This is a genomic window from Salinivibrio sp. PR919, from assembly GCF_001995355.1.
GTDB lineage: Bacteria > Pseudomonadota > Gammaproteobacteria > Enterobacterales > Vibrionaceae > Salinivibrio > Salinivibrio proteolyticus.
Map to the genome: position 1 here is coordinate 1 of NZ_MUFL01000082.1, position 14,469 is coordinate 14,469.

Annotated in this window: 13 protein-coding genes and 1 riboswitch; of the genes, 11 read left to right on the forward strand and 2 right to left on the reverse strand. The window is 52.2% G+C overall.

Annotation, left to right across the window (positions count from 1 at the left end; genetic code table 11):
- The 7 genes from BZG83_RS13595 to BZG83_RS13625 all read left to right on the forward strand — a co-directional run.
- On the forward strand, positions 1 to 149 hold a 149-nt coding region (locus BZG83_RS13595; protein WP_241828296.1), incomplete at its 5' end, for an aconitase family protein.
- A 9-nt stretch (positions 150 to 158) separates the two neighbouring features.
- The gene (gene leuD, locus BZG83_RS13600) at positions 159 to 761 is read left to right on the forward strand and encodes a 3-isopropylmalate dehydratase small subunit (RefSeq protein WP_077481291.1); all 603 of its coding nucleotides are present in this window, start codon (positions 159 to 161) and stop codon (positions 759 to 761) included.
- A 119-nt stretch (positions 762 to 880) separates the two neighbouring features.
- Positions 881 to 1,672, forward strand: coding sequence for a DUF547 domain-containing protein (locus tag BZG83_RS13605; RefSeq protein WP_077481293.1), 792 nt, complete (start codon positions 881 to 883; stop codon positions 1,670 to 1,672).
- Between the two features lie 38 nt (positions 1,673 to 1,710).
- A riboswitch (TPP riboswitch) is annotated at positions 1,711 to 1,812 on the forward strand.
- A gap of 52 nt (positions 1,813 to 1,864) precedes the next feature.
- Entirely contained in the window at positions 1,865 to 2,851 is a 987-nt protein-coding gene (gene thiB, locus BZG83_RS13610; protein ID WP_077481309.1) for a thiamine ABC transporter substrate binding subunit, read from the forward strand.
- Positions 2,852 to 2,856: 5 nt separating this feature from the next.
- Positions 2,857 to 4,446: a thiamine/thiamine pyrophosphate ABC transporter permease gene (thiP, locus tag BZG83_RS13615; RefSeq protein WP_077481295.1), complete on the forward strand. Its 1,590-nt coding sequence runs from the start codon at positions 2,857 to 2,859 to the stop codon at positions 4,444 to 4,446.
- A complete protein-coding gene (gene thiQ, locus BZG83_RS13620) occupies positions 4,440 to 5,144 on the forward strand; it encodes a thiamine ABC transporter ATP-binding protein (protein WP_077481297.1) in 705 nt (234 codons plus the stop codon). The genes thiP and thiQ overlap by 7 nt, the downstream gene beginning before the upstream one ends.
- A 67-nt stretch (positions 5,145 to 5,211) precedes the next feature.
- A complete protein-coding gene (locus BZG83_RS13625) occupies positions 5,212 to 6,216 on the forward strand; it encodes a GGDEF domain-containing protein (protein WP_077481299.1) in 1,005 nt (334 codons plus the stop codon).
- A 36-nt stretch (positions 6,217 to 6,252) separates the two neighbouring features.
- On the opposite strand, the gene BZG83_RS13630 is transcribed toward BZG83_RS13625, so the two are convergent.
- Complete coding sequence (locus tag BZG83_RS13630; RefSeq protein WP_077481301.1) at positions 6,253 to 7,626, reverse strand: PhoH family protein; 1,374 nt, start codon at positions 7,624 to 7,626, stop codon at positions 6,253 to 6,255.
- A gap of 311 nt (positions 7,627 to 7,937) precedes the next feature.
- On the opposite strand from BZG83_RS13630, the gene rapA reads away from it, so the two are divergent.
- The 3 genes from rapA to BZG83_RS13645 all read left to right on the forward strand — a co-directional run bounded on the left by rapA (position 7,938) and on the right by BZG83_RS13645 (position 12,682).
- Positions 7,938 to 10,847 (forward strand): RNA polymerase-associated protein RapA, encoded by a 2,910-nt coding sequence (gene rapA / locus BZG83_RS13635; RefSeq protein WP_077481303.1) that lies wholly within the window; start codon positions 7,938 to 7,940, stop codon positions 10,845 to 10,847.
- 39 nt (positions 10,848 to 10,886) lie between these two features.
- Positions 10,887 to 11,606 (forward strand): bifunctional tRNA pseudouridine(32) synthase/23S rRNA pseudouridine(746) synthase RluA, encoded by a 720-nt coding sequence (gene rluA / locus BZG83_RS13640; RefSeq protein WP_077481305.1) that lies wholly within the window; start codon positions 10,887 to 10,889, stop codon positions 11,604 to 11,606.
- Positions 11,607 to 11,692: 86 nt separating this feature from the next.
- Positions 11,693 to 12,682, forward strand: a complete 990-nt coding sequence (locus BZG83_RS13645; protein WP_443216377.1) for a D-2-hydroxyacid dehydrogenase — start codon at positions 11,693 to 11,695, stop codon at positions 12,680 to 12,682.
- Here BZG83_RS13645 and djlA read toward each other — a convergent pair.
- Positions 12,679 to 13,512 carry a co-chaperone DjlA gene (gene djlA, locus BZG83_RS13650; protein ID WP_077481307.1) on the reverse strand — a complete coding sequence of 278 codons (834 nt, stop codon included), beginning with the start codon at positions 13,510 to 13,512 and terminating at the stop codon, positions 12,679 to 12,681. The two genes, BZG83_RS13645 and djlA, sit on opposite strands and share 4 nt — an antisense overlap.
- A 154-nt stretch (positions 13,513 to 13,666) precedes the next feature.
- On the opposite strand from djlA, the gene BZG83_RS13655 reads away from it, so the two are divergent.
- Positions 13,667 to 14,469, forward strand: an 803-nt coding sequence (locus BZG83_RS13655) for an LptA/OstA family protein (protein WP_158074964.1), incomplete at its 3' end; no start/stop codon positions are given.

Below are 14,469 nucleotides of genomic sequence, written 5' to 3' on the forward strand. Positions count from 1 at the left end.
GCTTAGGCCCTAAAGAGCGCTGTGCGTCCACCAGCAACCGCAACTTTGAAGGGCGTCAAGGCCGTGAAGGCCGCACCCACTTGGTCAGCCCAGCGATGGCCGCAGCGGCGGCGATTGCGGGCCATTTTGTCGACGTTAACCAATTATAAGGAGGCCTTATGTCAGGCATACACACTCATACCGGCATTGTTGCCCCATTAGATGCGGCGAACGTCGATACCGATGCGATTATCCCTAAACAGTTTTTGCAAAAAGTCACCCGTACAGGCTTTGGTCAGCACCTGTTTCACGATTGGCGCTTTTTAGACGATGCGGGTAAACAGCCGAACCCCGAGTTTGTGCTCAATCAAGCGCGTTACCAAGGGGCGAGCGTGTTACTCACCCGCGAAAACTTTGGCTGTGGCTCGTCACGCGAACATGCTCCTTGGGCGCTGGATGATTACGGTTTTAAAGTGATTATCGCCCCCAGTTTTGCCGATATTTTCTATGGCAACTGCATTAATAACCAAATGGTGCCAGTGACACTTGAAGAAGGCCAAATCGATGCTCTATTTACGTATRTGGCCGAAAATGAAGGCGCGACGGTAACGCTAGATTTGCCCGCCCAAACCATCCGTGCCGGTGAACACTGCTTTAGCTTCCAGATGGATGATTTTCGCCGTCATTGCTTGTTGGAAGGATTAGATAGCATTGGCCTCACGCTTCAGCACGACGCTGAGATCTCGCGCTTTGAGCAAAACATTCCCGCCTTTTTGGCATAACACAACACTTTAACCACTAAAACGCTGCTCAAGCAGCGTTTTTTTATGGCCATGAAAGCAAACATGGCGCAAGCTGGTCTAGGATATAAACAAGATACGCTCGCGATTGAGGAAGCGGTATGCGAACACGGATCACGCTCATTTTTTGGTTACTCGTTGCTTTTCCAGCCTTGGCCGCCCCGAAAGCCGATTATTGGGCAATGTGGGATGCGCACAACCCCGCCAGCCAAGCCACGTTTACCCATCACAGCTGGCAAGTATTACTCGATAAATATTTACAGCCTCAAGGACAGCACACCTTATTTAACTACGCAGCCGTCACCGAGGCCGATAAAGCGACTCTCGATCATTACATTAGCATGCTCACCGCGCGCGACCCGCGCACCTTGACCAAAGACGAACAATACGCGTACTGGGTTAATCTCTACAATTCAGTCACCGTAAAGCTAATTTTGGATGCGTATCCAGTCCGTTCGATCACCAAACTCGGTGGCCTGTTTAGCTTTGGACCTTGGGATGATGAGGTGGTCACGGTGGCAGGAGAGCCGCTTACCTTGAATGATATTGAGCACCGTATTCTGCGCCCGCTCTGGCAAGATCCGCGTACCCATTATGCGGTCAATTGTGCCAGCCTTGGCTGTCCGAACCTACAGCCACAAGCCTTTCAAGCCGACACCTTAGAGGCACAATTAGAACAAGCCGCCTATACCTTTATTAACAGTGATAAAGGCGTGAGTCAGCAAGGCGGTCAGTGGCAGCTTTCTTCTATCTATGAGTGGTTTGAGGCCGATTTTGGCGGCAGTGAACAAGGAGTAATCACCCATATCAATCAATACCGCGATATCAAACTTCCCGAGGATGCACGCTTAGACTATGACTACGACTGGGCGCTTAACCGAACCGCTGACTAAAAGGCTTGGTTAACCCTAAGCCAATCAGTACAATGGCTTCGTACTCATTGGGGAGCCTCTTGGCTGAGATTGCGCACCGCGCTAAACCCATCGAACCTGATCCAGCTAACACTGGCGTAGGGATTGAGACTTGATGATGTCATCAACCAGCCTCAACACCCACGCCCAACTTAGGAGCGTGCTGTGAAAGTCATTACGTCTGTTTTAACCGTACTTTCTTTGTCTCTGTTATCGCTTGGCGCCCGCGCCGCCGACCCGCTGACTGTCTATACCTACGACTCGTTTATCGCCGATTGGGGCGCAGGGCCAAAAATTAAAGCCGCCTTCGAGAAACGCTGTAATTGTAAGGTCGAGTTTGTGTCCCTTGAAGACGGCGCAGCCTTGCTAAACCGCATGCGGATTGAAGGCAGTAACACCAGCGCCGATATCGTGTTGGGTATAGACACCAATTTAATGAAAGAAGCGGAGCGGAGCGGCATTGTCGCCGAGCACGCGGTGAATACGGAGCGCCTACAGGTACCCGGCGGTTGGGATAATCCCTACTTTATCCCCTACGATTACGGCTACTTTGCCTTCGTGTACGACACCACGCGCCTGCTCGATCCGCCCAAGAGCTTGAAAGCCTTGATTGAAGATCGTGATGACATCAGTGTGATTTACCAAGATCCCCGTGTCTCCACCGTTGGCCAAGGCTTAATGCTTTGGATCCAGAAAGTCTACGGCGATAAAAGCCAGCAAGCATGGCGTGATCTCGCGGATAACACCATTACCGTGACCAAAGGCTGGACCGAAGCGTACAACATGTTCCTGAACAAGGAAGCGGACATGGTGCTCTCTTACACCACATCACCGGCTTACCATTTGGTTGCCGATGATGATGACCGCTTTGCCGCCGCGACGTTTGAAGAGGGCCACTATATGCAGATTGAAGTGGCCGCAAAATCAGCCTACACCGACCAGCCAGAACTGGCCGATGCGTTTTTGCAGTTTATGCTCAGCGATGAAGCGCAGTCGATCATTCCCCTTACGCAATGGATGTACCCTGTTACTGATATCACGTTACCGGATGCCTTCTATACCTTGAGTAAGCCAGAAAAAAGCTTGATTTATCAACCCGATGAAGTGATGGGCAACCGTCAACAATGGGTGCGTGACTGGCAAACGGCGTTGGTTGAATAATCGTCATGCTCAACCCTTCACGCACTTGGCCGGGCAGTCTCGCGGCCAGTCTCGTCGTGCTTTTAATTGGCAGCGCTCTTTGGGCGCTGTTCTCTCACAGCCAAGATCTTAACCTTCAGGCACTATGGCAAGATGCCTACCTTCGTCACGTCACCGTATTTAGCTTCAAGCAAGCCATTTTATCAGTGATCCTCAGTGTGGGATTGGCGATTCCTGTTGCCCACGCCCTGTCGCGTCGCGAGTTTGCGGGTAAGCGTTGGTTGTTGAAACTGTTTGCCATGACCTTAGTGCTGCCTGTGCTGATTGGGGTATTTGGCTTGGTAGCCATTTTTGGTCGCAGCGGATTGCTCGCCGACACCCTACAACATTTTGATCTTTCTATGCCATTTTCCATTTATGGATTGAGCGGCATTTTGCTGGCACACGTGTTTTTCAACTTACCATTTTCCGCCCAGATCATGGTGCAAGCACTCGAGGGGATCCCCGCCGATCAACGCCGCTTAGCGACTCAATTGGGCTTAGGTGGCTGGCAGCGTTTTCGTCACCTTGAATGGCCTTATCTTCGCCAAAGTTTGCCCCATATCGTCGGGCTGGTGTTTATGCTCTGCTTTACCAGTTTTGCCACCGTCATGGCGCTTGGAGGCGGCCCCAAAGCCACCACCATAGAGTTGGCCATTTACCAAGCCATTCGCTTTGACTTTGATTTGCAAACCGGCGCGGCATTAGCGCTGTGGCAGATGATGCTGTGCGGCACCATTGCGTTTGTAGTGCAAACATTCACACGCGCGGTGCCGAATACACCCAGTGAAGTATTACCATTGCCGCATGCCCTCGATAGCCGAGCGGCGAAATGCTGGGATCTGCTCTGGATAACCTTGGTCTTGCTTCTCGTATTGCCGCCACTGGGTGTAGTGCTGTATCGCGGGCTCAACCCGAGTGCGCTCACTGTCCTTGCCGATACAGCGTTATGGCAAGCCACCATGCACTCATTGTGGGTGGCCACCGGCGCGAGCGCCATTGCATTTGTGTTGGCAATTGCAGTGATCTTAGCCAGTCGTCACTGGCGATTTCATGGTCAAAAAAAACGAGCCGATGGTATTGAAACGCTGGGGGCCATGATTTTGGTCGTGCCAAGTATCGTATTAAGCACTGGACTGTTTTTGCTGTTTCGCCAATTTAGCGATGTCTTTAGCCTCGCCTTGTGGTTGGTGATGGGGGTCAATGCGCTGATGGCCTTACCGTATTTGATTAAGGTGCTCAGTGCCCCTGCCTATCAAGTGGCGCAATCTTATCATGCACTCTGTGCCACCCTAGGCGTGCGCGGGGTTACCCGCTTGCGCTTAATTGAATGGCAGTGCTTACGCCGCCCAATAGCACGTGGCCTCGCGGTCAGTTTTGTCCTCTCGATGGGCGATCTCAGCGCCATCTCTTTATTTGGTAGCCAACACTTTCAAACACTGCCTTTGTATCTATTTCGTCTGATGGGCAGTTATCAAATGGATGCGGGCGCCGCGGCGGCCATGCTGTTATTAGCGACCAGTTTAGGCAGCTACGCTCTGATCATCCGCCTCGTCCAATGGAGACACGCATGCTAACCCTTTCCAATATCACGTATCGCTACCAGCAAGCGTGGATGCACTTCGACGCCCACATTGCGCCGGGAGAGATTGTTGCTGTACTCGGCCCAAGCGGCGCAGGGAAAAGTACCTTACTCTCTCTGATTGCAGGATTAATTGCTCCTGATAGTGGCGAGATTTTGATTGCAGGTAAGCCAGTCACTACCGCGCCGGCTCACCAGCGCCCACTCTCCATCCTGTTTCAAGAGCATAATGTCTTCACCCACTTATCGGTGTTTGACAACATGGCGATTGGACTTTCGCCTTCACTCAAGCTCAGTCACGCACAAAAAGAGAGCGTGAGAAGCGCCGCGGATGCGGTGGGGCTGACACCTTATTTAGATCGTTTACCCGGCGCATTGTCCGGCGGGCAGCGCCAGCGGATTGCACTCGGACGAAGTATTGCACGTCAACAGCCTCTGTTATTACTTGATGAGCCTTTTTCAGCCCTTGATCCTGCGTTGAAAAAAGACATGTTAGCCTTGGTGAAACGGACCGCCCACGCGCAAGGTACAACCGTTTTGATGGTGACCCATCACCCCGACGATGCGAAAGCCATTGCCTCACGTTTTCTTTACGTCGATGAGGGCCAGATTGCCTTGTCTCGCCCCGTCGCTGACCTGAATGCGCCCCCACCGGCGATGCATCGTTATATGGGCATGATGGAATCCCCCTAATAGATGGCGCCTCCTCGTTTGGCTTCTATACTGACAACAGGAATAGACCCTTTTAAGGAGGCGCTTTGTGCCCGCCAGTAGCATTCAGATACTCGACTCTATCGTCGATTTCACGGCCAAAACTGAAGTTGATGCGATTACCAAGAGCCTACTGACGTCGATCCTTGAGCTAACGCCTGTCAGTGAAGTGGTGTTACTCGATTACTGTTCTGGACTCAATCCCCCTTTTACGGTGCTGGGTACCAATGACAACAGCGCCTTTCAGCAAGAAAATATCGAACAAGTGGATGCGCTGCTGGAAGACTGCCTCGAGAGCCAAAAGGTCACCGTGCATCAGGCGCACGATCACACCTTGGTTGCCGTCCCTATCTATTACGAAAAAGACGAAGACATTCGCGGTGTCTTATGTGGCCGCGCCGAGCAATTAAACGAGGAACAGCTTGCTCTGGTGTCTGGCCTCATTCACATCTATGAGAACTATCAACAAATCATTATGGCCAGCGAGCGAGACAGCTTTACCGGTCTATTCAATCGCAAGGTGCTGACCAAGAAATTGGACCTGATTAGTGATCGCTTAGCGCAAGCGCCCGCGGCGATGGACAGCGATTTGGATCAGGCGAGTTATCCTTGGATTTGTATTTTTGATGTCGACCATTTCAAGCAAATTAATGATAACTTTGGCCATGTCTTTGGCGATGAAGTCATTTTGTTGCTCGCGTCTTTAATGCGACAAACCTTTTCTGTCGAAGACACCCTGTTTCGCTACGGCGGGGATGAATTTGTGGTGTTACTTCACCCTTGCACACGCGCTATGGCTGAGCAAAAAGCCAATACCTTTATTGCCAATGTCAACGCACGCGACTTTGGCGCAGCGGAAACCGTGACCATTTCCATGGGCGCAACGCGTATCGATAAAGCGCATCAAAGCACCAGTACCTTATTGGGTAATGCGGATCAGGCGCTTTATCACGCCAAGCAAAACGGTCGCAATCAAGTGGCTTTCTACGAAGGATTGCTGGAAAACGGCATCATCAAAACCTTTGTTGCCGCCGACGATGTCGAGCTGTTTTAACGCAAGGAAAACACGGCGGCTGAGCCGCCGGTTCGGTTAAAGGTTTTCTTCGGCAAACTCGGCAAGACGGCTGCGTACTACCCCATTGAGGTATACGCACGCACTGCCCTCGAAATTTTTAAATCGCTCGACAATGTAAGTCAGCCCAGAGGTAACCGGTGTGAGGTAGGGGGAGTCGATTTGCGCTAAGTTGCCTGAGCAAACCAGTTTAGTCCCTTCACCACAGCGGGTGATAATGGTCTTCAGTTGCGAGGCAGTCAGGTTCTGGCACTCATCCAAGATCACAAACGCGTTTTGAATCGAGCGACCACGCATAAAGTTAATCGACTTAAACTGTAAGTTGGCTTTCTCCATGATGTAACGCATCGAGCCATCCGTGCATTCATCATTCATGTGCAGCGCTTCTAACGTATCGGTCACCGCTCCCAGCCAAGGCAGCATTTTTTCCTCTTCCGTACCCGGCAAATAACCGATCGATTCACCAATATCCGGGGTGTTGCGGGTGACGATGATCTTGTCATACATTCCCTTTTCCACCACCTGTTCTAGCGCGGCGGCCATCGCCAGAATGGTTTTCCCGCACCCTGCCGGTCCGGTCAAAATGGTTAAATCAATGGTCGGGTCCAGCAACGCGTCCATCGCCATGCCTTGGTAGATATTTTTCGGCTTCACATCCCAAGCACTGCGGTGCATGAGTCGCTCGCGACTAAGGTCTTTAATAATCGCTTTTTCACCATTGATGGCTTGAATGCGTGCCGCGAAATCATCGCTTTCATCCAACAGGTACTGGTTAACGAACGGTGTTTCCAGTAATTCAGACGGTAAAGTGTGGAGGGTATCTGAACCATACGCTTGGCTATCACATTCCCCGACTTTGTCCCAAAAACTGCCCTCAAAGGTATGAAACCCTTTGGTCAGCAATCGCACATCGTCAATCAATTGATCCGTGCGATAGTCTTCCACATACATCACTCCCGCGCCTTTAGCGCGCAGTCGCATATTAATATCTTTGGTCACCAATACGACTTTACGTGGTGAGCGTTTGGTTTGTAGATATAGCACCGCATTTAAAATTCGGTTATCGCCAGCCTTGTCAGCAAAGGCGTGTACCGTTTCTTTAATTTCAAAGTCGGCCAGTATCGATACGGTTCCCGTCGCATCKCCTTTGCCAACAGCAATGCCCTCGCCGATTTCATCGGGGGTCGCTTCTTTAAAGATATCTTCCAACGCTCGAATCGCGACACGCGCATCTCGTGAGACATCACGCTTGCTGTCTTTGATGCGGTCAAGCTCTTCGAGGACGGTCATGGGGATCACAACATCGTGTTCTTGGAAGGAGTAAATAGCGAAGGGTTCGTGGAGGAGAATATTGGTATCCAATACAAACAGCTTCCGGTCGGCGTCGCCCATAGGCACCTCCTGTGTCGGCAGTTCACTGTCGGTGACAGCGCTTAAGTTAAGCGTAGACCTGGCATTGGGAATTCCCAATCTATTTCGCTGCGCCACGTCACGCTTTTATCTTTGCCGCTCAATAATGACGTTTGTGTGTCAGCGTGACCTTTGCGGGGATTCGTTGAGTTTCATCGTGACGCTCCTCACAAGTTCGAGTACTATTGGCGGCCAATTTTTTCAGTGCCACACTGAATAGCACAGTATTTAAACGGCGCCGCTGTCGCGGGGCTGCGTCTTCGACAATCGAGTTAATTCAGAGGTTTTCCCCTATGTCATTTGCGCTTGGACAACGTTGGATCAGTGATACGGAGCATGATCTAGGATTGGGCACCGTGGTGTCTGTTGACGGCCGTACCGTGACCCTAATGTTTCCTGCTAGTGATGAAACACGGCTGTATGCCAGCCACGATGCACCCGTTACCCGAGTGATGTTCAACCCGGGCGATGAGGTGGAAAGCCATGAAGGCTGGACCATGACAGTCTCGCGTGTTGAGGAAAACGACGGGGTATTAACCTATATCGGTACACGCAATGATACCGGCGAAGACGAGGTGTCACTGCGCGAAATCTTGCTCAGTCACCAGATTCGTTTTAACAAACCGCAAGACAAGCTGTTTGCTGGCCAACTTGATCGCATGGATCGCTTTGCCCTGCGTTATCGCGCCCTGACCAATCAACACCAACAACTCCGTAGCCCGCTGCGGGGGTTAACCGGCATGCGTGCTGGTCTGATCCCTCATCAGCTTTACATTGCTCATGAAGTCGGTCGCCGTCATGCGCCACGCGTACTGCTTGCCGATGAAGTGGGCTTGGGTAAAACCATTGAAGCGGGCATGATTATCCACCAGCAGGTGCTGGCAGGTCGCGCTGAGCGGGTCTTGATTGTGGTGCCCGAAACCTTGCAGCACCAATGGTTGGTCGAGATGATGCGCCGCTTTAATCTGCACTTCTCGATTTTTGACGAAGAGCGCTGTGTGGAGGCCCTAGCGGATGCCTACAACCCCTTTGATACCCAACAATTGGTCCTGTGTTCGCTGGAGTTTTTGCGTAAAAATCGCCGTCGTGTCGAACAAGTCTGTGAGACCCACTGGGATCTGCTAGTGGTCGATGAGGCGCATCACCTCTCATGGGCACCAGACGCCCCTAGCCGCGAATACCAAATCATTGAGAGCATCGCCGAGCATACACCGGGCGTGTTGCTACTTACCGCTACACCGGAACAACTTGGCCAACAAAGCCACTTTGCCCGCTTGCGTCTGCTCGACCCCGATCGCTTCTACGATTACGACGCCTTTGTGGAAGAGGCAGCGCAATACGCGCCAGTGGCGGAAGCGGTTGAAGCTTTGCTTGCCGATGCGCCCCTGAGTGATGCGGCACAACATAGCATCCGCACCTTGCTCCAAAGCGACGATTTGGAGCAGCGCTTGACCCTCATCCACAGTGATGATGAGTCGACTCAGCGCGACGCTCGCCAACAGTTAATTGACGATCTCATGGACCGCCACGGCACCGGCCGTGTTCTCTTCCGTAATACTCGTGCAGCGATCAGTGGTTTTCCAACCAGAAAGCTGCACATGCATGCGCTTGCCTTGCCCAAACAGTATCAAACGGCCATGCGCGTTGCCGAGATGATGGGCGGCCGTCTTGCTGGGGAGCAAAAGGCGGTACAAAACCTCTACCCTGAAGATATTTATCAACAGTTTGAAGGGGACAGTGCCAGCTGGTGGGGCTTTGATCCGCGCATCGATTGGTTGCTCGATTACCTGAAAACGCACCGTAATGACAAAGTCCTGATCATTTGTTCACGGGCGCAAACCGCCTTGACCTTAGAGCAGGCGCTGCGTGAGCGCGAAGGCATTCGTGGCACTGTGTTCCACGAAGGCATGTCGATTGTCGAGCGAGACAAAGCCGCGGCTTACTTTGCCCAAGAGGAAGGGGGCGCGCAGGTGTTGATCTGCTCGGAGATCGGCTCAGAAGGCCGGAACTTCCAGTTTGCGCATCAGTTGGTGATGTTCGACTTACCCATGAACCCAGACCTTTTGGAGCAGCGTATCGGTCGTCTTGACCGTATCGGCCAGCAACAAGATATTGCCATTCACGTCCCCTATCTTGAAGGCACCGCGCAAACTATTTTGGCACGCTGGTATCACGAAGGTCTCGACGCGTTTGAAGATACCTGCCCAACCGGTCGTGCGGTGTTCGAGCAATACGGCGAGACCTTACTGACCCTGCTGGCCGCGAACCAACAAGACGACGCCCTCACCACGCTGATCGAAGACAGCGCTGCCATGAACCAGCGTCTCAAAGCAGAAATGGAGCAAGGTCGCGATAAACTGTTAGAAATGCATTCACATGGTGGGGACGCAGCGAAACAGTTAGCACAAACGATTGCCGACCAAGATGGCGATACTGGCTTGGTCACCTTTACCTTGGGGCTGTTTGATACCATCGGYGTCAACCAAGATGACAAAGGGGAAAATGCGCTGGTAGTCACGCCATCAGAACATATGATGGTTCCGAGTTATCCGGGCCTCCCCACCGATGGCTGCACCATCACCTTTGATCGCGATACGGCGCTCAGTCGCGAAGACGTCCAATTTGTCTCGTGGGAGCACCCTATCGTGCGTGGCGGTATCGACTTGCTACTGAGCGAAAACATCGGCACCACCGCAGTCTCTTTGCTCAAAAACAAAGCGCTGCCGGTGGGTACCTTGTTCCTTGAACTCATCTATGTGGTGGACGCCCAAGCGCCAAAATCAAGCGGGATTCATCGCTTCTTACCGCAAACGCCGGTACGTGTCTTGCTGGATGCGAATGGCAACGATTTATCCGCCAATGTGGAGTTTGAAGGTTTCCATCGCCAGTTAAGCCCCGTCAATCGCCATTTGGGCAGCAAAATGGTTAACTCGGTACAAAGCCAAGTTCACCGCTTGATTGAAAAAAGTGAGCCTTTAGCTGAAAAAGCACTGGGTGAGATTCAAACCCGTGCCCACCAAGAAATGGAAAGCGAGCTGACCCAAGCTTTGGCGCGTTTAGAGGCACTCAAAACCGTCAACCCCAATATCCGTGATGATGAGTTGGATGCCCTACGCGAGCAAATCAGCACCCTTTCACATCACATTCAACACGCGCAGATTGAATTAGACGCCTTGCGTCTAATTGTGGTCAGTCATCAATAATTTAGCGTTAGGCGGGGCCAGCCGGCCCCGATGTATCCTATGGCAATGACAGAATACCATCCTCCCACCGAGCCTTGGCTTGATATTCTTTATCAAGATGCGGATTTGGTGGTGATCAATAAACCCAGCGGTTTGCTGGCCAATCCTGGCCGCGATCCGGCCCACTACGATAGTGCGTGGTCACGGGTGAAAGACGCCTTCCCCGAGGCAGAGCTGGTCCATCGCTTAGATATGTCGACGTCTGGAGTGATGGCCTTTGCCGCCCACAAAGAGGCTGAGCGAAACCTTAAGGCCCAGTTCCGAGATCGTATTCCGACCAAGCTTTACTACGCCGAAGTCTGGGGGCATCCTGCTGATCATGAGGGGCAGATCGATTTACCGCTAATTTGTGATTGGCCTAACCGCCCGCGCCAAAAGGTCTGCTTTGAGCATGGGAAACCATCGCAAACGCACTATCGCTGTTTACACACCTTCCCTAAGACCAGTTTGATGGCCTTGTACCCACTGACTGGACGCTCGCACCAGCTTCGTGTGCACATGCAATCGTTGGGACATAGCATCGTTGGCGATGAGTTTTATGCCTCTCCCGAGGCACTCGACTATGCCCCTCGCCTTCATTTGCATGCGGCCGAGCTGAGTTTATTACATCCAACTACCGGCGACGTCCTGCATTTTCACGCCCCCTGTGAGTTTTATACCACGATGCCCGCCAATCGCCTTGCCGATGAGTATCAGTTGGCCTCACCTAGCGCGACCTAGCACACCGAATTGCCCTCGTGGTCGCTGAAACGATTGCACAATGTGACGATATTTCGCACCCTAGAGCCATGGATTGAGACACGGAGATCAACATGGCTCAGCGTACCCCCACCAATATCGTCTTTCTCGACCGTAACACCATTCCAGCCCATATTGTGCTGCCCACACCTCGCTCGCCCCATCACTGGCAAGCCTATGGTGAAACACAGCCTGATGAGGTCGTGGCACGTTTGCAAGAGGCCGAGGTCGCTATCACCAATAAAGTGGTCATCGATGAGGCGGTGCTCGCCTCCTGTCCTAATCTCAAACTGATTGCGGTCGCTGCGACTGGCGTCAACAATGTGGATTTAGCAGCATGCCGCGCGCGTGGTGTGCAAGTCTGTAACGTCCAAGGTTATGCCTCTCAATCGGTACCTGAACACGTCATCGCACTGATCTTCGCACTTAAACGTCAATTACTCGGCTACCACCACGATGTTCAACACGGCGCATGGCAACAGCATGGTCAGTTTTGCTTTTTTACTCACCCAATCGGCAGCGTTGCGGGCAGTAAATTGGGGATTATCGGTAAAGGGGTTTTAGGCGAGGCGGTTGCACGTTTAGCGCGCGCAGTCGGCATGACCGTCATGTTTGCGGAGCACCGCGGAGCCACCGATTGCCGGGAGGGTTATGTACCCTTTGATGAGGTGATCAGTCGTGCCGATATCCTCTCGTTGCACTGCCCGTTAAATCCGACCACAGAAGCCTTGATTAACCGTGATGTCCTCACCCGCATGCCAAACCATGCCTTATTGATCAATACAGGGCGTGGCGGGTTAGTTGATGAAAGCGCGCTCCTCGACGCCCTCAAAACCGGTCAAATTGGTGGCGCCGGACTAGATGTGCTGAGTGAAGAGCCAGCCCCCAATGATCACCCGCTTATCACCGCATCACTGCCGAATTTAATCGTCACCCCCCATATCGCATGGGGAGCGGATGAAGCAGTGAATCGGCTCAGCCAGCAACTGATAGATAACATTGATGGCTACCTGCAAGGCACACCACAGCACCCCTTAATTAACACGGCCGCCCGCTAAATATCGCGGGCTTTTTTAATCACATCGTAAGCTTTTTGAATTTCTTGCGCTTTTTCTTTCGCCAATTCCATCATCTCAGGGGGTAACCCTTTGGCCATCAGCTTGTCAGGATGATGTTCATTCATCAACTTACGGTAAGCTTTCTTCAATTCCTGAGCAGAAGCTGAGGCATCCACGCCGAGTACTTCATAGGCATCATCCACCTCACGTTGACGCGGTGGTGCTCCCGCCCCCCCCGTGTGCTGGTGCCAATCTCCTTGGTAACCTTGGCTAAATCGAAACGCGGCTTCTTGCATACGCAGACGCTGCTCAAGTTGCTGCGCGGAAAAGCCCAATCCCTCCGCAATAATATACAGTAACTCACGCTCTTTCGGATGCAGCTCTCCGTCCGCAAACGCCGCTTGTACCTGCACTTCAAGGAAAAAGCTAAGCAGATCGCGCCGCCCTTGGCTTAACGCCCGGATCCCATTCAAAGTCTCTTGGAGCGGGAAATCACCGCCTTTTCCTTCTCGAAAAGCGTCTTGCGCGGATTGCCTCGCCGCCCCATGCAACTGCATGCGATCCATAATTAAGCTGGCTAGACGAATCTCTTCCTGTGTGACTTGCCCCTTGGCCTTTGCCACATGCCCCATCACAGCAAAGGTGCCATGAAAAAAGACGCGTTGCGCCTCGGCACCTTGAGCACCGAAACCGCCGCCAAAACCGCCCAGTGAAGCGCGTTGCTTGGCTTTATCAAACTGATGACCTAAGAACAGGCCAAGAAAAAAACCGAATGGGCCTCCCAGTAAAATGCCGAGAAAAGCGCCAATTACCTTGCCATATAGTTGCATGCCATGGTCTCATTGCTGGTTTCACACCCTGCACATTTACAGGTGATGCCGGGCGTAAATTGATTTATGATAATCGCATTTTGCAGCCAAAGCATACTGATGCGTTGCCTTCGTGTACACCACGCTATCAGATAAAACAGGAATGTCTTCTTCAATGTCACCGACTGCACGCAGCTTTTTAGCCACCATGATTAGCCTGGCGCTCTATGGCCCAGCGCTTGCGTTTGCCAATACGGACTCCGCCGACACACCTTGCCCAGACAGCGAGGCGCGCTGTATTCCAGCAAGTGAACAAACGCAAGATGTGAACAACGCCCCGATTCGCGTTGTAGCTGATCGTGCCGAAGCCCAATCCAACGAAAAAGCCATTTACAGCGGCAACGTTGAGGTTACCCAAGGGCATCGTAAAATGACCGCGGACACCGCTACGCTGCGCGATCCTGAGCGTATTGTCACCGCCCAAGGCGATGTGGTCTTCAATGATGGGCAAATGATGGTGACCTCAGATTACCTGCAGGCCAACCTTGATACGGAAGACACCACACTCAATAACGCACAGTACAAAATGCTGTGTACACCGGGGCGCGGTGAAGCCAAACGGGTATTTAAAAACGGAACTACCTTCTATGAAATGGAAGACGGTACCTTTACCACCTGTCCAGATGAAGATAAAAGCTGGCGCTTTTCGGCTTCTAAAATAGAAAAAGAAGAAGACAGTCTGTTCGCCGACTTGTATCACCCCAAATTTGAGGTGATGAATGTGCCCGTCTTTTACCTGCCTTATTTGCGTGTACCGGTCGAGGATGGGCGCTTAACGGGTTTTCTCTATCCATCCGTGTCGTGGAGTGATCGGGACGGGGTTGAGCTAGAAACCCCATTTTATTGGAATATTCACCCACAACTTGATGCCACTATCACGCCGAAGTATATGTCGGAGCGTGGCGTTCAGCTTAACAC